At 68.6% G+C, this 18,562-nt stretch carries 17 protein-coding genes; 11 read left to right on the top strand and 6 right to left on the bottom strand.

Going from position 1 to position 18,562, the window contains the following annotated elements; all coding sequences use genetic code 11:
- Positions 1-11 precede the first annotated feature (11 nt).
- The 3 genes from L1081_RS09240 to L1081_RS09230 all read left to right on the top strand — a co-directional run bounded on the left by L1081_RS09240 (position 12) and on the right by L1081_RS09230 (position 5,602).
- Positions 12-2,417, top strand: coding sequence for a YgiQ family radical SAM protein (locus tag L1081_RS09240; protein ID WP_489416148.1), 2,406 nt, complete (start codon positions 12-14; stop codon positions 2,415-2,417).
- Between the two features lie 58 nt (positions 2,418-2,475).
- Positions 2,476-3,390 (top strand): hypothetical protein, encoded by a 915-nt coding sequence (locus tag L1081_RS09235; RefSeq protein WP_489416147.1) that lies wholly within the window; start codon positions 2,476-2,478, stop codon positions 3,388-3,390.
- Positions 3,391-3,493: 103 nt separating this feature from the next.
- Positions 3,494-5,602 (top strand): esterase-like activity of phytase family protein, encoded by a 2,109-nt coding sequence (locus L1081_RS09230; protein ID WP_489416146.1) that lies wholly within the window; start codon positions 3,494-3,496, stop codon positions 5,600-5,602.
- Positions 5,603-5,632: 30 nt separating this feature from the next.
- Here L1081_RS09230 and L1081_RS09225 read toward each other — a convergent pair whose 3' ends face one another.
- Complete coding sequence (locus L1081_RS09225) at positions 5,633-6,511, bottom strand: CoA transferase (protein ID WP_489416145.1); 879 nt, start codon at positions 6,509-6,511, stop codon at positions 5,633-5,635.
- 149 nt (positions 6,512-6,660) lie between these two features.
- Between L1081_RS09225 and L1081_RS09220 the strand changes: the two genes are divergently transcribed.
- Together L1081_RS09220 and L1081_RS09215 are read left to right on the top strand one after the other, a co-directional pair.
- The gene (locus tag L1081_RS09220) at positions 6,661-7,563 is read left to right on the top strand and encodes an SDR family oxidoreductase (protein ID WP_489416144.1); all 903 of its coding nucleotides are present in this window, start codon (positions 6,661-6,663) and stop codon (positions 7,561-7,563) included.
- Between the two features lie 41 nt (positions 7,564-7,604).
- Complete coding sequence (locus tag L1081_RS09215) at positions 7,605-8,213, top strand: glutathione S-transferase N-terminal domain-containing protein (RefSeq protein ID WP_489416143.1); 609 nt, start codon at positions 7,605-7,607, stop codon at positions 8,211-8,213.
- Between the two features lie 5 nt (positions 8,214-8,218).
- Here L1081_RS09215 and L1081_RS09210 read toward each other — a convergent pair whose 3' ends face one another.
- Both L1081_RS09210 and L1081_RS09205 read right to left on the bottom strand, forming a co-directional pair.
- Positions 8,219-8,608, bottom strand: a complete 390-nt coding sequence (locus tag L1081_RS09210; protein ID WP_125965692.1) for a DUF488 domain-containing protein — start codon at positions 8,606-8,608, stop codon at positions 8,219-8,221.
- 31 nt (positions 8,609-8,639) lie between these two features.
- A complete protein-coding gene (locus L1081_RS09205) occupies positions 8,640-10,499 on the bottom strand; it encodes an alkaline phosphatase PhoX (protein ID WP_489416142.1) in 1,860 nt (619 codons plus the stop codon).
- A 92-nt stretch (positions 10,500-10,591) separates the two neighbouring features.
- On the opposite strand from L1081_RS09205, the gene L1081_RS09200 reads away from it, so the two are divergent.
- Entirely contained in the window at positions 10,592-11,419 is an 828-nt protein-coding gene (locus tag L1081_RS09200; RefSeq protein WP_489416141.1) for a crotonase/enoyl-CoA hydratase family protein, read from the top strand.
- Positions 11,420-11,674: 255 nt separating this feature from the next.
- A complete protein-coding gene (locus L1081_RS09195; RefSeq protein ID WP_489416140.1) occupies positions 11,675-11,986 on the top strand; it encodes a hypothetical protein in 312 nt (103 codons plus the stop codon).
- 39 nt (positions 11,987-12,025) lie between these two features.
- Here the strand turns inward: L1081_RS09195 and L1081_RS09190 are convergent, their stop codons facing one another.
- The 3 genes from L1081_RS09190 to iaaH all read right to left on the bottom strand — a co-directional run bounded on the left by L1081_RS09190 (position 12,026) and on the right by iaaH (position 15,052).
- Positions 12,026-13,171: an alanine racemase gene (locus L1081_RS09190; protein ID WP_489416139.1), complete on the bottom strand. Its 1,146-nt coding sequence runs from the start codon at positions 13,169-13,171 to the stop codon at positions 12,026-12,028.
- 82 nt (positions 13,172-13,253) lie between these two features.
- The gene (locus tag L1081_RS09185; protein WP_489416138.1) at positions 13,254-13,550 is read right to left on the bottom strand and encodes a hypothetical protein; all 297 of its coding nucleotides are present in this window, start codon (positions 13,548-13,550) and stop codon (positions 13,254-13,256) included.
- Between the two features lie 74 nt (positions 13,551-13,624).
- Positions 13,625-15,052 carry an indoleacetamide hydrolase gene (gene iaaH, locus L1081_RS09180; RefSeq protein WP_489416137.1) on the bottom strand — a complete coding sequence of 476 codons (1,428 nt, stop codon included), beginning with the start codon at positions 15,050-15,052 and terminating at the stop codon, positions 13,625-13,627.
- A 140-nt stretch (positions 15,053-15,192) separates the two neighbouring features.
- Here iaaH and L1081_RS09175 point away from each other — a divergent pair, with 140 nt between their 5' ends.
- From L1081_RS09175 to L1081_RS09160, 4 genes are read left to right on the top strand one after another with little or no spacing between them, the layout of a single operon-like run.
- Positions 15,193-16,200, top strand: coding sequence for an ABC transporter substrate-binding protein (locus L1081_RS09175; RefSeq protein ID WP_489416136.1), 1,008 nt, complete (start codon positions 15,193-15,195; stop codon positions 16,198-16,200).
- A 14-nt stretch (positions 16,201-16,214) separates the two neighbouring features.
- Positions 16,215-17,069 carry an ATP-binding cassette domain-containing protein gene (locus L1081_RS09170; RefSeq protein ID WP_489416135.1) on the top strand — a complete coding sequence of 285 codons (855 nt, stop codon included), beginning with the start codon at positions 16,215-16,217 and terminating at the stop codon, positions 17,067-17,069.
- Entirely contained in the window at positions 17,066-17,824 is a 759-nt protein-coding gene (locus L1081_RS09165) for an ABC transporter permease subunit (protein ID WP_489416134.1), read from the top strand. Before L1081_RS09170 ends, L1081_RS09165 begins: the two co-directional genes overlap by 4 nt.
- Complete coding sequence (locus tag L1081_RS09160) at positions 17,803-18,561, top strand: ABC transporter permease subunit (protein ID WP_489416133.1); 759 nt, start codon at positions 17,803-17,805, stop codon at positions 18,559-18,561. The genes L1081_RS09165 and L1081_RS09160 overlap by 22 nt, the downstream gene beginning before the upstream one ends.
- The last annotated feature ends 1 nt before the right edge of the window (position 18,562 follow it).

Genomic DNA, 18,562 nt, shown 5'->3' with positions numbered 1-18,562 from the left:
CTTCCCCACTGATGAACGCCCCCGTCGACGTCTCCTTTTTTGCGCGTGCCGCCAAGCCGCTGACCAGCTACCGCAAGTACTGGGCGGCCCGTTTCGGCACGGCCAAATTCCTGCCGACCACGCGCAAGGAAATGGATGCGCTCGGCTGGGACAGCTGCGACATCATCGTGGTGACGGGCGACGCCTACGTCGACCACCCGAGCTTCGGCATGGCCGTGATCGGCCGCATGCTCGAGGCGCAAGGCTTCCGCGTGGGCATCATTGCCCAGCCCGACTGGCAGAGTGCCGAGCCTTTCAAGGCGCTGGGCAAGCCGAACCTGTTCTTCGGCGTGACCGCCGGCAACATGGATTCGATGATCAACCGCTACACGGCGGACCGGAAGATCCGCAGCGACGACGCCTACACGCCCGGCGACGTCGGCGGCGCCAGGCCCGACCGCGCGGCCATCGTGTATTCGCAGCGCTGCAAGGAAGCCTGGAACGACGTGCCGATCATCCTCGGCGGCATCGAAGGGTCGCTGCGCCGCATCGCCCACTACGACTACTGGCAGGACAAGGTCCGCCGCTCGATCGTGGTCGATTCGAAGTGCGACCTGCTCTTGTACGGCAACGCCGAGCGCGCCATCGTCGAGATCGCGCACCGGCTGGCAGCTCGCGAACCGGTGCACGAGATCACCGACGTGCGCGGCACCGCGTTCGTGCGGCGCGACACACCCGCGGACTGGTTCGAGATCAACTCCACCAGCGTGGACGAACCCGGCCGCGTCGAAGCCCACGTCAACCCCTACCTGATGGTGTCCGAGCAGGCCAAGGCCAACGGCGCCACCTGCGCGAAGGAAGACGAGGCCCAGGCCGTGGCGCAGGCCGCCGAGGCAGGTGCTGCGGCGGCGAACCCGGTGAACCCGGCCATCAAGCCGCTGACCTTCGTGCCGAACCCCGCGCTCCAGCCGCGCGCGAGGATCAAGGTGCCGCCGCGCGACCGCAGCGTGATCCGCCTGCCGTCGTACGAGCAGGTGCGCGCCGACCCGGTGCTCTACGCGCACGCCAACCGCGTGCTGCATCTCGAGACCAACCCGGGCAACGCCCGCGCGCTGGTGCAGGCGCACGGCGAGGGCGCCACGGCGCGCGACGTGTGGATCAACCCGCCGCCGATCCCGCTCACCACGGCCGAGATGGACCACGTCTTCGACCTGCCGTATGCGCGCAGCCCGCATCCGCGCTACGCCGACGAGAACGGCAGCCACGACGGCGCCACCAAGATTCCCGCGTGGGAAATGATCCGCTTCAGCGTGAACATCATGCGCGGCTGCTTCGGCGGCTGCACCTTCTGCTCGATCACCGAGCACGAGGGCCGCATCATCCAGAGCCGTTCGGAAGAATCGATCATCAAGGAGGTCGAGGCCATCCGCGACAGCGTGAGCGGCTTCACCGGCACCATCTCCGACCTTGGCGGCCCCACGGCCAACATGTACCGGCTCGGCTGCAAGAGCCCCGAGATCGAATCGGCGTGCCGCAAGCCCAGCTGCGTGTACCCCGGCATCTGCCCGAACCTGGGCACCAACCACGATCCGCTCATCAAGATCTACCGCCGGGCCCGTGCGCTCAAGGGCATCAAGAAGATATTGATCGGCTCCGGCCTGCGCTACGACCTGGCCGTGCAGTCGCCCGAGTACGTGAAGGAGCTGGTGCAGCACCACGTCGGCGGCTATCTGAAGATCGCGCCCGAGCACACCGAGCAGGGCCCGCTCACCAAGATGATGAAGCCCGGCATCGGCAGCTACGACAAGTTCAAGCAGATGTTCGAGAAGTTCTCGGCCGAGGCGGGCAAGAAGCAGTACCTGATTCCGTACTTCATTGCCGCGCATCCGGGCACCAGCGACGAGGACATGATGAACCTCGCGATCTGGCTCAAGAAGAACGGCTTCCGCGCCGACCAGGTGCAAACGTTCTACCCGAGCCCGATGGCCACGGCCACGACGATGTACCACACCAACAAGAACCCGCTGCGCAAGATCACGCGCGAGAGCGAGACGGTGGACATCGTGCGCGGCGACAAGCGCCGCCGCCTGCACAAGGCCTTCCTGCGCTACCACGACGCCAACAACTGGCCGCTGCTGCGCGAGGCGCTCAAGAGCATGGGCCGCGCCGACCTGATCGGCAATGGCAAGCACCACCTGATCCCGACGTGGCAGCCGCTGACCGATGGCGGCTACACGAGCGCCCGGCGCAAAAACTCGACCTCCGCGCCGGTGGCGGCCAAGGCGTCGGCGCCGGTCCGGCTGGCGCCCGTGAAGCCCTCGAAGGGCCGCATCCTCACGCAGCACACAGGCCTGCCGCCGCGGGACAACGGTTCGGCACCGGCGCCGCGCAAGGCCTCGGCCGGCCCGGTGCGCGGCAGCATCCGCAAGCCGCGCTGAGTTCAGTCCCGGGGCAAGCCAGGGGCTCGCCGGCCGCCCGTTGTGTATGGTGTGGCCCATGAGCAGTCCGTTCTCCTTGCCGGTTTCATGGGTTCGCACACTGGCGGGCGTCGTCGTGCTCGCAGCTTCTGCGCAAGCCCTGGGGGCGTCGCCCGACTCCGCGCCCGCCTCGGCCGCGGCGCAGGCGCTGCGCGCCACGCATCAGCGCATGGGTGCAAAGCTCGCGCAGAGCGGTTTCGGGCGGCCGATCCAGCTCGACTCGATGGAGACGCCGAACGGCCTGCAGGGCGACATCTACGCGGTGGTGGACCACTCGCTGCCGGAGATCAGCGCCGCGCTCAAGGAGCCGTCCCGCTGGTGCGAGCTGCTCAGGTTGCACGTCAACAACCGCCGCTGCCGCACCGGCAGCGCGCCGCAAGGGGGCGAAATGCTGACGCTGTTCGTGGTGCGGCGCTATGACAAGCCGGTCGAGCAGGCGTTCCAGCTGCCCTTTGCCTATCGCGTGGCCAGCGCAACACCGGAGTACCTGTCGGTCGAGATGAACGCGGCCAATGGACCGCTCGGAACCAGCAACTACCGCGTCACGCTCGAAGCGGTGGCGCTCGATGGGCAGAGGAGCTTCCTGCATTTCGGCTACAGCTACGACCACAACATGATGGTGCGCATGGCCACCCAGGCGTACCTGGCCACCTTCGGCCGCAACAAGGTGGGCTTCACCGTGGTGGGCAAGGACGCCGATGGCCAGCCCGAGTACATTCGCGGCACGCGCGGCCTGGTGGAGCGCAATGCGATGCGCTATTTCCTCACGCTCGACGTCTATCTCTCTTCGGAATCCGGCGCGCCGGCCGAGCGGCGTGAGCGCTCCTGGTTCGCCGCGGCCGAGCAATATCCGCGGCAGTTGCACGAGATCGACCTGGACACCTACCTCGCGATCAAGCGCGAGGACCGGCAGCGCGACGGCGCCGGCCGCTGAGCACCCACAGCCTCGTCTTCCTGGTTTCACTGGCTTGTCACATGCCGCGGCGCTAATCGCCGGGGCCTGTGCCTGTTGCGCAGGCGCATGACAAGGACAAGTGATGAACAAGACAACAAGAGGATCGAGGATCGGGTGGCTGGCGCTCGCGGGTGCCGCTGCGCTGGTTGCCGCCTGCGGTGGCGGCAGCGGCGGTGGAGGAGGAGGGTGGGCATTTCCCGTGGCCGGCGGTGGCGGCACCACCCATCCGCCGGCCGCGCAATCGAAGACCGGCACCTTCCTCGACGCGGCCGTCGAAGGCCTCGACTACATCGCGGGCGGCAGCGCCGCGGCCAGCACCAACGCCAATGGCGAATTCAGCTGCAAGGACGGCGAAACCGTCGTCTTCAGCGTCGGCGCGCTGGCGCTCGGCAGTGCCGCCTGCGGTGACGCGATCACGCCGCTGACCCTGGCGGGTGGCAGCGACGTGAAGGCCGATGCGGTCGTCAATCGCCTGCTGGCGCTGCAGAGCTTCGACGACGACCGCGATCCGTCGAACGGCATCCGCCTCGTGCCGGCACTGAAGGCCGCGCTGACTGCCGGTGCGCTCGATTTCAGCGCCGCTGCCGAGGGCTTCGACACCGCGCTCAACGCGGTGCTCGCAGGGCTGCCCGCTCCCTACAATGCCCGCATGGTCGATTCAGGCCGCCGCATGCTGGCGCGCGAACACTTCGAGAACACACTGGCCTCGCGCCTTGCCGCACCGGTGACCGAGGCCACGACGCAAACCAACGCGCTCGGCACCATCGGGCTCGGCGTCACCCGCTACCAGTTGCAGGCCGATGCCGCCTTCAACGTGCCCTACGAGGGCGACAACGAGAAGACCAGGGCCGACTTTCCGCTGGGTTTCCTGCCGGCCTATGGCTCCGGCCTGGCATTCAAGGGCAAGGCCGATGACGGCACGCTCGAGTTCTATGCCATCACCGACCGCGGCCCGAACGGCGACGGCCCGACCGCGCCCGTGCCCGGCGGCAACGGCGCTACCAGCATCAGCAAGGTGTTCCCCGCGCCGTCGTTCGCGCCGAGCTTCGGCATCGTGCGCATCGGCAAGACGGGCGCCGTGCTCGCATCGAGCCTGCCGCTCAGGCTCGATGCCGGCAAGAAGCTCAGCGGCCTGCCGCCGCAATCGGGCGTGGGCTCGACCGGCGAGACGCCGCTGACCGACCGCTACGTGTTCGATGCCGCCAAGGCCAACTTCGACGCCAACGGGCTCGACCCCGAGACGCTGGTGCTCGACAAGGCGCGCAACGTGCTGTGGACCAGCGACGAGTACGGCCCCTTCATCGCACGCATCAACATGGCGACCGGCGTGGTCGAGAAGAAATACGCACCCGGCAGCGGCGCCGCCGACCTGCCGCTGGTGCTGGCGCGGCGCCGGCCCAACCGCGGCATGGAAGGTCTGACGCTCGATGCGGCGAGTGGCGTGCTGCACGGCTTCCTGCAGAGCCCGATCGATCCGCGCGATGGCAGCGGCAAGTCGATCAAGGCCAGGCCGCCGGGCGGCAGCAACACCGACGTACGCCACATCGCAAAGTTCACGCGCTGGCTCGCCTTCGATCCGGCCACCGAGACCTCGAAGCTCTATGCCTACCCGATCGACGGCAGCCAGTACGACAAGGACCGCACCGGCAACGCCAAGCTCGGCGACGTGGTGAGCCTGGGCAACGGCCGCTTCATCGTGATCGAGCAGGGCGCGCGCAAGAGCGACGGCAAGGTGTTCAACAAGCTGATGCTGGTGGAGCTGCCCGACAACGCGACGGACATCAAGGCCTTCGACTACGAATTGGAGATCAGCAGCATCACGCAGGCGCCGTCGGGTAGCGCCGACTATTCGAGCGTGGTGACGATGCGCAAGACCGAGCTGCTCGACCTGAACGCACTGGGCTGGCTGGCCGAGAAGGCAGAGGGCCTGACGATCGTGGACGACCAGACGCTGGCGCTGGTGAACGACAACGACTTCGGCCTGGGTACGGTGCTGCTCGATGCCGACGGCAAGGCCCTGGCCGGCAGCGTCGAGGACTGCACGGCCGACGCCGGCGGCGTGCTCAGCGGCTGCCCCGCGGGCGCCGCCGGCGCGCGCATCACGCGCGGCTCCGACCTGGAGCGGCCGACCCGCATCTGGCTCATCAAGCTCGACCGCAAGCTCGGCGAGCTGCGCCTGCCGGCGTCCTGAGGACGCGGGCCGCGCCGGCCGGCCGCCCCGTCAGGCGGCCAGCGTGAGCAGCGGCACGTCGCGCTCGCGGCCCATGGCTTCGAGCTCGGCGCGCGTGCGCGTCGCGAGCCAGGCGGCCAGCGCGGTGTGCGTGGCCGGCGCCATCATGTCGGGCGGCGACACGCCCGCGGCCTCGCAGAGGCGGGCCGCGAAGTGCGGCTCCAGCGCCGCCACCGCCACGCGGCCGTCGGCGCAGGGGTAGACGCGGTAGCCCGCATGGGCGCCGCCCACTGCGCCCGTGGGCTGCGTGAGGCCCCAGGTGCGCGGCAGCGCCAGCCAGTCGGCCGAGGCATTGAGCGCCACCTCGAGGTACAGCCCGTTCGCGCCGGCCGAGGACCGCCCATGCAGGGTGGCCTGCAGCACGGCTTCGCTTGCGAGCAGCGCGCCGCCCATGTCGGCAAAGAGCGTGGGTGGCAGCTCGGTGCCGGTGACGAGGCCGCTTTCGGCGAGGTAGGTCAGGTCGTGGCCCGGTTCCTCGGCGCGTGCGCCGGGCGCACCGACGATCGCCACTTGCGACAGCCGCGGATGCCGCTCCTGCAGCGCGGCCCGGTCGAGGCCGAGCTTGGCCAAGGCGGAAGGGCGGAACGAGGTCAGCAGCACGTCGGTCTGCGCGAGTTCGGCGTGCAGCTGCTGCTGTCCGGCCTCGGCCTTGAGGTCGGCGGTGCGGACGGCGATGCCTTCGTGCAGCGCGGCATAGGCAAGCTTGTTGTAGTGCGCCATCGGGTCGCCGGCGGGTGGCTCGAACTTCACGCAGGCGGCGCCCATGGCCCGGCAGCGCAGCAGCGCCGCGGGGCCCGGAAGGTTGAGCGCAAGGCTCAGCACGCGCACGCCGGCAAGCGGCTGGAAGGAGGAAGCTGTGAAAGCTGGCATGGGCGGATTTCCAGGGAACAGGTCGGCTGCCATTCTGACTCGTCGCGGGGAGCCGGATTTCGCAAGCCGCGGCGCCGGCAGCGCGCGTAGCATGTGCGATGGCGGCGCTCCCTGCCTTGGCGCTGCCGCAACGACCAAGGAGACCCACCATGTTCGAACCTTCCCTCATGAGCGGCCAGCGCATTCTCGTGACCGGTGGCGGCACCGGCCTGGGCCGGGCCATGGCCGAGCGTTTTCTGGACCTGGGCGCCGACGTGGCCATCTGCGGCCGGCGCCAGTCGGTCTGCGAGGAAACCGCGGCCGGGTGGCGCCAGCAGTTTCCGGGGCGCCGCATCGACACCTTCGGCGTCGACATCCGCGTGGCGCAGAGCGTCGACGACATGGTCGAGAGCCTGTTCCAGAGCGGCGGGCTCACGGGGCTCGTCAACAATGCCGCCGGCAACTTCGTCGCGCCGACAGAGAGCCTCTCGCCGCGCGCCTTCGACGCCATTGCGAACATCGTCTTCCATGGCAGCTTCTACGTCACGCAGGCCGTGGGCAAGCGCTGGGTGGCCGAGGCCAAGGCCGGCAAGTGGAAGCAGGGCGATGCGATGCGCAGCGTGATGAGCATCATCGTGACCTGGGTCGACAACGGCAGCCCCTACGTGGTGCCGTCGGCCATGAGCAAGGCGGGCATCGAGGTCATGACCAAGTCGCTCGCGGTGGAGTGGGCGCGCCATGGCATTCGCCTCAATGCCGTCGGGCCGGGCGAGATTCCGACCGAAGGCATGAGCAAGCGCCTCAATCCCGGCGAGGAGCCCGGCGCGCGCAGCAAGAAGACCAACCCGATGGCGCGCACCGGCCGCATGAGCGAGCTGCAGAACCTGGCGGCCTTCCTCATGGCGCCGGGCCAGTGCGACTGGCTCACAGGCCAGAGCATCATGATGGACGGCGGCAACGCATTGGCCACGGGCGGCAACTTCTACGAGCTGCGGCAGTGGAGCGACGACGATTGGCAGGCCGCGCGCGAACGCATCGAGGCGCAGAACCAGAAGGACAAGGCGCAGCGCTGACAGGCGTTATCGTTGCGCTTCATCCCTCAGGAAAAAACAAGATGCAACTCATCGGCATGCTCGACTCTCCCTACGTGCGCCGCGCGGCCATTTCGCTGCGCCTGCTGGGGCTTGCCTTCGAACACCGGTCGATCTCGGTCTTCAGCACCTTCGAACAGTTCCGGGCGATCAATCCCGTGGTCAAGGCGCCGACGCTGGTGTGCGACGACGGCACGCTGCTGATGGATTCCACGCTGATCATCGACCACGCGGAAACCATCGCGGGCCGCAGCCTCATGCCGGCCGGCGCTGCAGAGCGGCTGCATGCGCTGCGGGTGCTGGGGCTCGCGCTCGCGGCCTGCGAGAAGACGGTGCAGATCGTCTACGAGCGCAAGCTGCGCCCGCCCGAGAAGCAGCATGCGCCGTGGGTCGACAGGGTGCGGGGCCAACTGGCTGCCGCCTACGCCGGGCTCGAGGCCGAAGTTGCGAAGTTGCCGGCGCCGGCCGGCGAAACCGCCATCGGGCAAGCCGGCCTGACCAGCGCCGTCGCATGGGGCTTCACGCAGATGATGGTTCCCGAATTCGTCGCACCGGCCGACTTTCCGTCGCTCGCAGCCTTTGCCGCCGCTGCGGAAAAGCTGCCGGCCTTCGTGGCCCTGCCGCCGGTCTGAACGGATCAGTTCGCGATGTCCGCCCCGCGCTCGGCCAGCAGGCCGCGCAGCAGCGAGCGGTGGCAGCGCGACTCGTCCTCGCAGTAGCAGCCGACCGAAAACGCCGCGGTGTGCGACAGGGCGGCCAGCAGGTCGATGCTGCGGCTTGCATCGGCCTCGGCCATCTCGGACTTGTACTTGCGCATGAAGGCGTTCCATTGCGCGGGGGTTTCCGCTTCCTGGCCCAGCTTCATGGTCTCCGCGGAAGGCGCGAGGTTCGGGTACCACACGTCATACCAGTCCTGTGATGCGAACTCGGTCTTCGGAACGCCGCGCGGCGGGCGGCGCACGGTACCGATGCGCAGGCCTTCACCGGCCGTGCGCGGCGTGCCCAGGCGAACGATGCGGATGCTCATGCAAGGTCTCCTTTTTTGTGCTTCTTCGGCTTCAGGTCCCGACGATACCGCCGTCGCGCCGGCGGATCGCAAGCGTGGCCGAGCGCGGCCGCGCGCTGCCGGGTGCGGTGCCGTCGGGCCATGCGCTGTTGGGTGTCGCGCTGCCATCATCGCGCGATTCGCCCGGATGCTGGATGTTGACGAACAGCGTGCGCCGGTCCGGCGTCACCACGCAGCCCGTGACCTCGCTGCCGCTGGGCGCCGTGAGGAAGCGCTTGATGCGCCCCGTGGCCGGATCGGCGCACAGCATCTGGTTGTTGCCGAGCGAGGCATAGGGCGGCTTGCCGATGAGCTGGCCGCTCATGTCGGTCTGGATCCAGAGCAGGCCGCCGCCGTCGAAGTGCAGGCCGTCGGGGCTGCCGAAAACGTCGGCATCGTCCGATGGATAGTGCGCGCCGCTGCCCGCCTGCGCGGGGTCGCCGGCCAGCGCGAAGTGGTCCCAGCCGAAGCCCGCGCTGCCGGCATCGCCGCCGTCCTCGCGCCAGCGCAGGATGCCGCCGAAGAGATTGCCGGCACGCGGGTTGGCCGCGTCGGGCGCGGGCTTGCCCGGCTCGCCGCGCTGGCTGTTGTTGGTGAGCGTGACGTACACCTCGCCGGTCTGCGGATGCACCGCGATCCATTCGGGGCGGTCCATCTTGGTGGCGCCCACCGCGTCGGCGGCCAGCCTGGCGTGGATCAGCACCTCGGCCTGGTCGGCGAAGCCGCTGCTCGCGTCGAGGCCGTTGCGGCCATGCACGAGTTCGAGCCATTGGCCGCGGCCGTTGGCATCGAAGCGTGCGGCGTAGAGCGTGCCTTCGTCGAGCAGGCGGCTGTTGGCGGAGGCCCGGGAGCCGTCGCCGGCCATCGAGACCTTGCCGTGGCTCACGAACTTGTAGATGTATTCGAACCTCGCGTCGTCGCCCATGTAGACGACGACGCGCCCGTCCCTGGCAAGCGTGCAGGTCGCGCTTTCCTGGCGCTTGCGCCCGAGCGCGGTGCGCTTGACCGGCTTGGCCGCGGGGTCGAAGGGATCGATTTCCACCACCCAGCCGAAGCGGTGGGGCTCGTTCGGATGCCGGCTCATGTCGAAGCGCTCCTCGAAGCGCCAGTACTCCACCCATTGCGCGCCCGGCACCGTGCCGTAGCGGCGCTGCGCGGGCGTGGCGTCCTTCGCCGCTTCCTTCGGGCCGCCGAAGTAGCCATGGAAGTTTTCCTCGCAGGTCAGGTAGGTGCCCCAGGGCGTGACGCCCATCGCGCAGTTGGCGAAGGTTCCGAGCACTTCGTCGCCGGCCGGATTGGCGGCGGTGCGCATCGGTGCCGCGCCCGCGGCGGGCCCTGCGATGCGCATGGGCGTCCGCCCGTGCACGCGCCGCGCATAGGGCGAGGGCCGCACCTGGCGCCAGCCATCGCGCGTGCGGCGGATCTCGATGACCGAGACGCCCATCGCATGCAGCGACTTGCGCACCTTCTCGGCGGTCCATTCCTTGCCGGCGCCCGCGTGGAGCAATTGCTCATCGGTGTATTCGTGGTTCATCACGAGCAGGCCTCGGTCCGGCGCCGCGAGCGGAAAGAAGTGCATGCCGTCGTGATGCATGCCGGCCTGCAGCGCCTGGTCTGCGGCGCTGTTGCTGCCGTCGGGCGCGAAGGCCGGCATGGGATGCCCGGCGATGCCGGTGGGCGTGCCCCAGGGATAGAGCAGCTGCCATTCGTATTCCGGTGGCACCACCACCGCATCGCGCAGCGACGCCGGCACCGCGGTGAAGCCGAGCACAGGCCCGCCCGGGCCGGCGGGTGCGCTGGCGCACTGGGAATGGAGCAGCGCCACCACGGCGGCGGCACCCGATTGCAGAAAGAGCCGGCGGTCCAGGGTCATGGGTCCAGGGGTGTTGGGTAGGCGACAGGCGCCATCATCGCCGAGCGCCCGTGCCGGGCGATACTGCCGCAGGAACCGAAGGAGACACTGCCATGGCCGAGCGAATCGAATGGACCCGCCACCCCGACGGCGTGGTGGAACTGCAGCTTGCACGCGCGGACAAGATGAACGCGCTCGATCCCGCGATGTTCGACGCGCTGATCGAAGCGGGCGAGGCCCTGCGCGGCGACGCCGCGGTGCGCGCCGTGGTCATCTCGGGCCAGGGCAAGGCTTTTTGCGCGGGCCTGGACATGGCTTCCTTCGAACGCATGGGGCAGGGCGCCGCCAGCGCGGTGCTGGGCGTGGCCGCGGGCGGCACCGACCTGTCCGCGCGCACGCACGGCATCTCGAATGCGGCCCAGTACGTTGCGATGGCCTGGCGCGAGGTGCCGGTGCCCGTCATTGCCGCGGTGCATGGCGTGGCTTTCGGTGGCGGCTTCCAGGTAGCGCTGGGGGCCGACATCCGCATCGTGGCGCCCGACACCAAGCTGTCGGTGATGGAAATCAAGTGGGGCCTGGTGCCCGACATGGGCGGCATGGTGCTGATGCGCGAACTCGCCCGCAGCGACGTGGTGCGCGAACTCACCTTCACGGGCCGCATCTTCTCGGGCGAGGAAGCGCTGCAGCTCGGCTTTGCCACGCGGCTGGCAGCCGATCCGCTGGCAGAGGCGCTTCAGATGGCGCACGGCATCGCGGGCAAGAGCCCCGACGCCATCCGGGCGGGCAAGCGCCTGCTCAATGCGGCGCTGTCGCACAGCGCGGCCGAGCTGCTGATCGCCGAATCGGTGGAGCAGCAGGCCTTGATCGGAAGCGCGAACCAGACGGAGGCCGTGCAGGCCAACATCGAGCGGCGGTCGCCGCGGTTCAGCTCGTCCGCCTGAGCCGCCCCAAGGAGAACCCAAAAGGCCGGATTCCGGCCTCTTTTTTTGCCTTTTTGGTGCAGAAAACAGCCAAACCGACACACTCGGCTGGCGGTATGTAAGAATTAAGTATCCTTGTAGGGCGTTCGATCTTCACCACAAAGCTTCACTTTGTGTGAGGTAGATCACGTCTCGCAAAGGAAAAGGGCCGGGAAAGGTGGATGTCTTGGTCACATTCCCTAACAATTAATCCTTTTGATTGCGACGGCGCTCTGCATGTCGACCACTTTTTTCTGCAACCTCAGCTTGCCCGTGCTGGTGGGCGAGGATCGCTACAGGTACTTGCCCGTCGTCGCGGTCTTCCGCAGCATTCCGTTCGACCAGGTGGACGAGTGGGTGATGCTTCCCGACGGCCAGCCGCGCAGCGACCGCGAATTGGCGGCGGAAGTGCTTGTGGAAATCCGCGAGCCGGCTGGCGGGAGCGTACGCAGTGCGCCGCACTCCTTCGAGGTGGCCGACGTCCTCCAACTGGACCGTGCGGCCGCCATCGTCGTATCGACCTTTCTTGCAGCTCTGCCACGCACCTGACGAAAGCGGTGATCCGGCCGCAGGCCCCGATGCGGGCCTTCAGTGCCTGCCGCGCGCGTCCACCGGCCAGATGGCGACCAGCGTGTCGCCGTCGACCACGTGGTAGGCATCGTGCAGGTTGACGGTCGGGTCGCAATGCGGCGTGATGAACTCCACCCGGTCGCCGAGCGCGGGCCGCTGCCCGGCGCAAAACAGCTTGCCGTGCTCGTCGCCGAAGAAGGCGTAGCGGCTCGCCGGATCGGCACCGCGTGCGACCAGCGGCACGCCGCAGTCGGTCGCAAAGCACTTGGTGCCGCCGTCCACGGTGACCCATTCCGCCGCATTGGTGCTCACCACCGCCGTCTGCACGAACAGCGACACCTCGAACGGTGAAGGCTGCCCCGGGCTGCCCTGCAGCACCTGTGCATATTCCGCATCCATGAACACATAGGAGCCGGCCTGCAGTTCGGTGAAGGCGTCGCGCTCTGCATCGAGATCGTGCGTGCCGGTGCCCGCGCCCGTGACGATGTCGAAGTGAATGCCGCTGCGCCTGGCCTCCGCGACGATGCGCGCGATGGTTTCGCGCAGGCTGGCCGCGGCGGCGCTGCGCTGCTGGCGGTCGGCGATGTGCTGCAGATTGCCGGCATAGGCCTGCAATCCGCGCAGCTTCAGGCGCGGCTCGGCCGTGATGCAGCGCGCGAGTTCGAGCACCTGCGCCTCGCTGGCCGCGCCCGTGCGGTTGTAGCTGGCGCCGTAGTCGACCAGCACCTCAAGCGGATGCGGCAGGCCGAGCGTGGCGGCGGCCAGGTCGGCGGCATTGCGCGGGTCGTCTACCACCACCATCATCCCGCCGGGGCCGGCCAGCCTGGCCAGCTTGACCACCCGCGCGATCTTGCTCGGAGTGACCGCCGGCGAGGTGATCAGCACGTCCGGAATGCCGGCCTTGACCATGACCTCGGCCTCGCCCAGCGTGACGCAGCTCACGCCGATGGCGCCGGCGGCCACCTGGCAGCGCGCGATCTCCACCGACTTGTGCGTCTTCACGTGCGGCCGCAGGCCGACGCCGCGCGCTTTGGCAAAGGCGGCCATGCGCTCGATGTTGCGCGTCATGGCGCCAAGATCGAGCAGCAGCGCCGGCGTATCGAGCGACTGCCGGCCGCCGGCAATTCCGATCAGCGGTTTGTTGACTTGCGTATCAGGAAGCATGGGAAACCTTTGCGAGGGCGCGCATCGGCGCGATGAACGAATGGCGAAATGATCGCATCGAATGGCCTTCGGCGATGCTTCGTCAGTCGTCCTGCGCCGGCAGCCGATGCGCCGGGCGCCGCAGCGCCAGCCACCAGAAGAGCCCCGCGTTGACGGCCCAGCTTCCGGCCAGCAGGAGCAAAGCGGTCTGCGCCACGCCCGGCGCCAGGTCGAGCGTCAGCAAGGCCAGCGACCACGGCAAGGCCCCCGCGATCGCCGCCAGCATGGCCATCTCGCTGTCCGGAAAGGCTGCGCTCGAAACAACGCACACCACGCCCGCGGCCGTATAGGCGAGCGCGCCGACGCGCCACCAGGAAGGAAAGATAGGTCGGGTGTCCATGGTGTGCATGCCGCAACGATGGCAAAGGGCAGTGGCATGCCGCGACAGCCGCTCGCGCGAAGCGATGTAAGCCTTCAGGCGATGGCGGGCGCCACCGGCGCGGACGGAAGAACGGCTTCGACGGCGAGCGCCAGCGCGAGCAGCGCATGGTCCGATCCGGCCGGGCCCGTCAGTTCCATTCCCGCGGGCAGGCCGCCGCGCGAGAGGCCCATCGGCAGGCTCAGCGCGGGCAGTCCCGCCATGCCGGCCGGACCCGTGTTGCGGATGTAGGCGGAGAAGGCCGATACCGGCCGGCCGCACAGCATGACCTCCACGTCTTCGCCGATGCGCGCCGCACAGAGCGGACTGGTCGGGAACACCAGCGCGGCGATGGCGTTCTGTGCGAAGCAGCGGCGATACGCTTCCTGCATGCGCGGGCGCAGCACGCCGAGCGCGTGGCGGTAGGCCGGCGTGCGGATCGCGCCTGGTCCGAACAGGCGCTCGAAAAGCGGCCGGACGTCGGGGCTCGCGACGGCATCGGCGAGTGCGCGGGCATCGAAGGGGCGCTCGTGGCGCGCGAAGTAGGCCTGCAGCGCAGGCAGGATCTCATGGAGAGAGATCGACATGGAGCCCTGCTGGAACAGCGCGCCGGCTTCGCCCAGCTCGCAAGGCACCAGCACCGCGCCGGCCTCGCGCAGCCGCTCGAGCGCCTCCTGCGCCAGCGCGGCCACCGGCGGATCGATCTCGTCCCAGAAATAGCGCCGCGGCACGCCCAGGCGCACGCCAGCGAGGGGCGCCGGCGCCAGCCGGAGCGGGCCATTGGCGACGGCATGGTCGATCAGCACGCAGTCGTCCACGTTGCGCGCCATGGCGCCTGCGGTGTCGAAGGTGGGCGAAATGGGCACCAGTCCGTCTCCAGGCCAACGGCCGATGGTGGGCCTGAAGCCGACCAGGCCGCACAGCGCGGCGGGCACCCGGACCGAGCCGCCCGTGTCCGTGCCGATGGCCGCGGGAATGGCGCGCATGCCGAGCAATGTGGCGTTGCCACCGCTGGAGCCGCCTGAAATGCGCGAGGGGTCGAAGGGGTTGCGCGACGGGCCGAAAGCGTGGTTGTGGCCGGTGACGCCTTGCGACCACTCGTGCAGATTCGTCTTGCCGAACACCAGCGCACCCGCGTCCAGCAGGCGCTGCGTCACGCCCGCCGCGCGGCGCGGACGGTGGTCCGCCATCCACGGGCTGCCGGCGGTGGTGGGAAAGCCGACCACGTCGATGTTGTCCTTGAACGCGAGCGGCACGCCATGCAGAGGGCGTGAGCCCGCGGCCGCCCGGGGCGCCGTGTCGAGGGCCGTGGCTTCGCTGCGAAGGCGCTCTGCGTCCTGGTGCAGCAGGCCACCGAGGGAGGCGGCTGCGGCACTGCGCCGCAACAGCGCTTCCACATAGTCCGCGGTGCGGAGGTCGCCCCGCGCCATCTGCTCGGCGGCTTCGCGGGCGGAGAGATCGGTGAGCGCATGGATTCGGTTCATGGAGGATTCAAATTGGGGCAGGGGCCATGCGGAAGTGCATGTTCCGGGCCAATTCGCCGCTCCGAGGGCCATAAAACCGCCTGGAATAGCATGGCATGGATACTGCTTAAAGAGTTTTTTGTATCCACGAGGCCTTCCACATGTCTTCCAAGTCCTTGCGTTTCCTGACTCTCGCCGCAGCGTCGATGGCGCTTCTTGCGAGCCTGCCCGCATCCGCTGCGGAGAAGGTGTCGCTACGCCTCAAATGGCTGGCACAGGCGCAGTTCGCCGGCTTCTACGTGGCCAAGGCCAAGGGCTTCTACGACCAGGGCGGCCTCGACCTGACGATCAATCCGGGTGGGCCCAACCTCAACGTCGAGACCCTCGTCGCCTCGGGCAACGACACCTTCGGCCTCGCCGGCGGCACGGAGACGGTGCTGCTGGCGCGCGAGAAGGGCCTGCCGCTGGTGTGCATCGGCGTCACGGTGCAGACCACGCCCTTCACCTATGTCGCCTACAAGGATTCGGGCATCACCCAAGTGAAGGACTTCGCGGGCAAGAAGGTGGCCACGTGGTTCACCGGCACGCAGTACACGCTCTATTCGATGCTTGCTTCGGCTGGCATGAAGCAGGGCGACCTGACCATCGTGCCGCAGTCGGGCTCGATGGCGCCCTTCGTCGAGAAGCAGTTCGACGTCGCCGCCGCCACCTACTACAACGAACTCAACGTGCTCAAGGCGCAGGGCCTGGGCGACAAGCTCACGCTCATCAAGCCCGATGACTACGGCGTGATCGTGCAGCAGGACACGGTGCTCGTGTCCGAGAAGTACCGCAACGAGAAGCCACAGCAGGTGCAGGCCTTCATGAACGCGACCATCAAGGGCTGGAAGTACGCACTGCAGAACAAGAAGGAAGCCATCGACATCGTCATGGCCGCATCGCCCAGCCTGAACCGCGCGCACCAGGAGGCGATGCTCGACGAGTTCGAGAAGCTCGTGAAGGCCGGCAAGGGCACGACAGACGGCATCCTCGCCATTGACCTGCCGACGGTCGAGAAGATGCAGACCCAGCTGGTGGGCTACAAGGCGCTGAAGGCGCCGGCCGACCTGTCGAAGGCCTACGACCCGAGCTTCTGGACGCAGGTGCCGGCCACCGACAAGAAGTTCTGAGCCGCCGCGCGATCATGAAGTTCATGCCTCACGAAGTGATGCCGCCCGCCGCTGCCGGCACGGCCGCACCGCCGATGCTCGAGCTCGTCAACGTGTGGAAGCGCTTCGGCGGCGGCCAGGCGCAGACGGTGGCGGTGTCCGGCGTCGACCTGCGGATCGCAAAGAGCGAGTTCGTCACGCTCGTAGGCCCTTCGGGTTGCGGCAAGTCGACGCTCTTCAACATGATTGCGGGGCTGCTGCCGCCCGACGACGACGGCTCGCTGCTGTTCGGCGGCACGCCGCAGCGCGACGGCCAGCTGCTGGGCAAGGTGTCGTTCATGCCGCAGCGCGACCTGCTGTTTCCGTGGCGCACCGTGCTGGACAACGCCATCCTCGCGCTCGAAGTGGAGGGCGTGCCGCGCAAGGAGGCGCGCGAGCGTGCGCGCGCCATGCTGCCGGAGTTCGGCCTCACCGGCTTTGCCGACCACTATCCGCATCAGCTGTCGGGCGGCATGCGCCAGCGCGTGGCGCTGATGCGCACCTTCCTGTTCGAGCGCGACCTGCTGCTGCTCGACGAACCCTTCGGCGCGCTCGATGCGCTCACGCGCAGCCGCATGCAGCACTGGCTGCTCGAGATCTGGGCGCGGCATCGCCGCACGGTGCTCTTCATCACGCACGACATCGACGAAGCCATCGTGCTCGGCGACAGGGTGCTGGTGATGACGGCGCGGCCCGGCACGGTGAAGAGCGAGACGGTGGTCGACCTGCCGCGCCCGCGCGATCCGTCGATCGTGCTGTCGCCGGAGTTCATCGGGCTCAAGCAGCGCCTGCTCGCGGAGATCGAGGAGGAAAGCCGCAAGACCTTCGCCCAGGAGGAGCGCGCCTCGTGAGCTCGCCGATGCAACGCATGCTGCGCTCGCCCGTGCTGGCCTTCGTCGGGCTCGCCATCGTGTGGGAGATCGCGGTGCATGCCTTCGCGCCGTCGCCTCGCTACCTGCCGGCGCTGAGTGCGATTGCGCAGGATGCGTGGTCGGTGTGGCCGCAGCTCTTGCGCGGCTTCGGCCGCACGCTGCTCGAAACCGTGCTGGGCTTCGCGATGGGCGCGGTGTTCGGCTGCCTCTGCGGCACCGTGTTCACCTACTCGCGCTGGATGGAGCGCTCGGTGTTCCCGCTGTTCGTGGTGTCGCAGACCGTGCCGGTGGTGGCCTTCGGCGCGCTGATCGTCATCTGGTTCGGCAACTCGCTGCTCGCGAAGGTGATGACCGCGTTCTTCCTCACCTTCTTCCCGGTGACGGTGAACACCTTGCGCGGCCTCAAGTCGTGCGACCCGCAGCGCATCGCGCTGATGAAGAGTTTCGGCGCCGGCCGCCTCGTGATGTTCTTCAAGCTGGCCGTGCCCTCGGCGCTGCCGCAGATCATGGTGGGCCTGCGCGTGGCCATCGGCCTGAGCCTGATCGGCTCGGTGGTGGGTGAATGGTTCGGCGAGACCGTGGGCCTGGGCGTGATGCTGATGGAGGCGATGAACGCCGACCTGGTGCTGCGCCTGTGGGTCGTGATGTTTGCCTGCGGGCTGATGGGTGCGCTGCTCTACGGGCTGCTCACCTTCGTGGAAAGGAGGCTCGTATGGTGGCGAAGCGAAAGCTGAGCGCATCGCCCGTGGTGCCGGTGATGCTGAGCGTCATCGTGCTGCTCGCGGTGTGGGAAGGCGCGATCCTGCTCTTCCGGATTCCGCCCTTCGTGCTGCCGGGCCTGGGCGCGATCGTGCAGCATGCCTTCACCGACACCGGCCGTCTCATGGCGGCGTTGCTGGCCACGCTCGGCGAGGCGCTTGGCGGCTATGCGCTGGGAAGCGTGCTCGGCCTGCTGGTGGCGGTGGTGCTGCTGCTCGCGCCGCCGCTCGAGCGCGTCGCGATGCCGCTGGCCGTGGCCGTGAACGCGGTGCCGACGGTGGCTTATGCGCCGCTGTTCCTGATCTGGTTCGGCCTTGGCGCCGCATCGAAGATCGCACTGGTGGCGCTGGCGGTTGGCTTCACGATGCTGGTCAACGCGCTGCACGGACTCAAGCAGGCCGACCTGGCCGCCGTGAACCTGATGCGCAGTTTTGGCGCGGGGCCGCTCAAGATCGTGTGGCGGCTGCGCCTGCCGGTGGCGATGCCGTCGGTAGTCACGGCGCTGCGCATCGGCGTGCCGCGCAGCATGATCGTGGCCATCGTCGGCGAGATGCTCGGTGCCTATGCGGGGCTCGGGCGAATGATCTATGAATCGACCCAGCAGGTCGACCTGCTGAGCGTGTGGTCGGCGGTGCTGGTCGCTTCGGTGGCGAGCATGGTCTTCTACGGCGCGCTCGTCTGGATCGATCAGAAACTGGTGTGGTGGCAGTGAT

This window comes from Variovorax sp. MSC1_012, from assembly GCF_023667525.1.
In the GTDB taxonomy this organism is placed as follows: Bacteria; Pseudomonadota; Gammaproteobacteria; order Burkholderiales; family Burkholderiaceae_C; genus Variovorax; species Variovorax beijingensis_B.
Note: the sequence above shows the minus strand (reverse complement) of the source record. Positions and strands in the feature narration are given on the sequence as shown.

Coding starts and splice junctions, on each gene's coding strand:
- L1081_RS09240 (WP_489416148.1), top strand. CDS start 12: ATGAACGCCCCCGTCGACGTCTCCTTTTTTGCGCGTGCCGCCAAGCCG.
- L1081_RS09190 (WP_489416139.1), bottom strand. CDS start 13,171: ATGCTTCCTGATACGCAAGTCAACAAACCGCTGATCGGAATTGCCGGC.
- L1081_RS09220 (WP_489416144.1), top strand. CDS start 6,661: ATGTTCGAACCTTCCCTCATGAGCGGCCAGCGCATTCTCGTGACCGGT.
- L1081_RS09215 (WP_489416143.1), top strand. CDS start 7,605: ATGCAACTCATCGGCATGCTCGACTCTCCCTACGTGCGCCGCGCGGCC.
- L1081_RS09160 (WP_489416133.1), top strand. CDS start 17,803: ATGGTGGCGAAGCGAAAGCTGAGCGCATCGCCCGTGGTGCCGGTGATG.
- L1081_RS09235 (WP_489416147.1), top strand. CDS start 2,476: ATGAGCAGTCCGTTCTCCTTGCCGGTTTCATGGGTTCGCACACTGGCG.
- L1081_RS09210 (WP_125965692.1), bottom strand. CDS start 8,608: ATGAGCATCCGCATCGTTCGCCTGGGCACGCCGCGCACGGCCGGTGAA.
- L1081_RS09200 (WP_489416141.1), top strand. CDS start 10,592: ATGGCCGAGCGAATCGAATGGACCCGCCACCCCGACGGCGTGGTGGAA.
- L1081_RS09185 (WP_489416138.1), bottom strand. CDS start 13,550: ATGGACACCCGACCTATCTTTCCTTCCTGGTGGCGCGTCGGCGCGCTC.
- L1081_RS09225 (WP_489416145.1), bottom strand. CDS start 6,511: ATGCCAGCTTTCACAGCTTCCTCCTTCCAGCCGCTTGCCGGCGTGCGC.
- L1081_RS09170 (WP_489416135.1), top strand. CDS start 16,215: ATGAAGTTCATGCCTCACGAAGTGATGCCGCCCGCCGCTGCCGGCACG.
- L1081_RS09205 (WP_489416142.1), bottom strand. CDS start 10,499: ATGACCCTGGACCGCCGGCTCTTTCTGCAATCGGGTGCCGCCGCCGTG.
- L1081_RS09195 (WP_489416140.1), top strand. CDS start 11,675: ATGTCGACCACTTTTTTCTGCAACCTCAGCTTGCCCGTGCTGGTGGGC.
- L1081_RS09175 (WP_489416136.1), top strand. CDS start 15,193: ATGTCTTCCAAGTCCTTGCGTTTCCTGACTCTCGCCGCAGCGTCGATG.
- L1081_RS09230 (WP_489416146.1), top strand. CDS start 3,494: ATGAACAAGACAACAAGAGGATCGAGGATCGGGTGGCTGGCGCTCGCG.
- iaaH (WP_489416137.1), bottom strand. CDS start 15,052: ATGAACCGAATCCATGCGCTCACCGATCTCTCCGCCCGCGAAGCCGCC.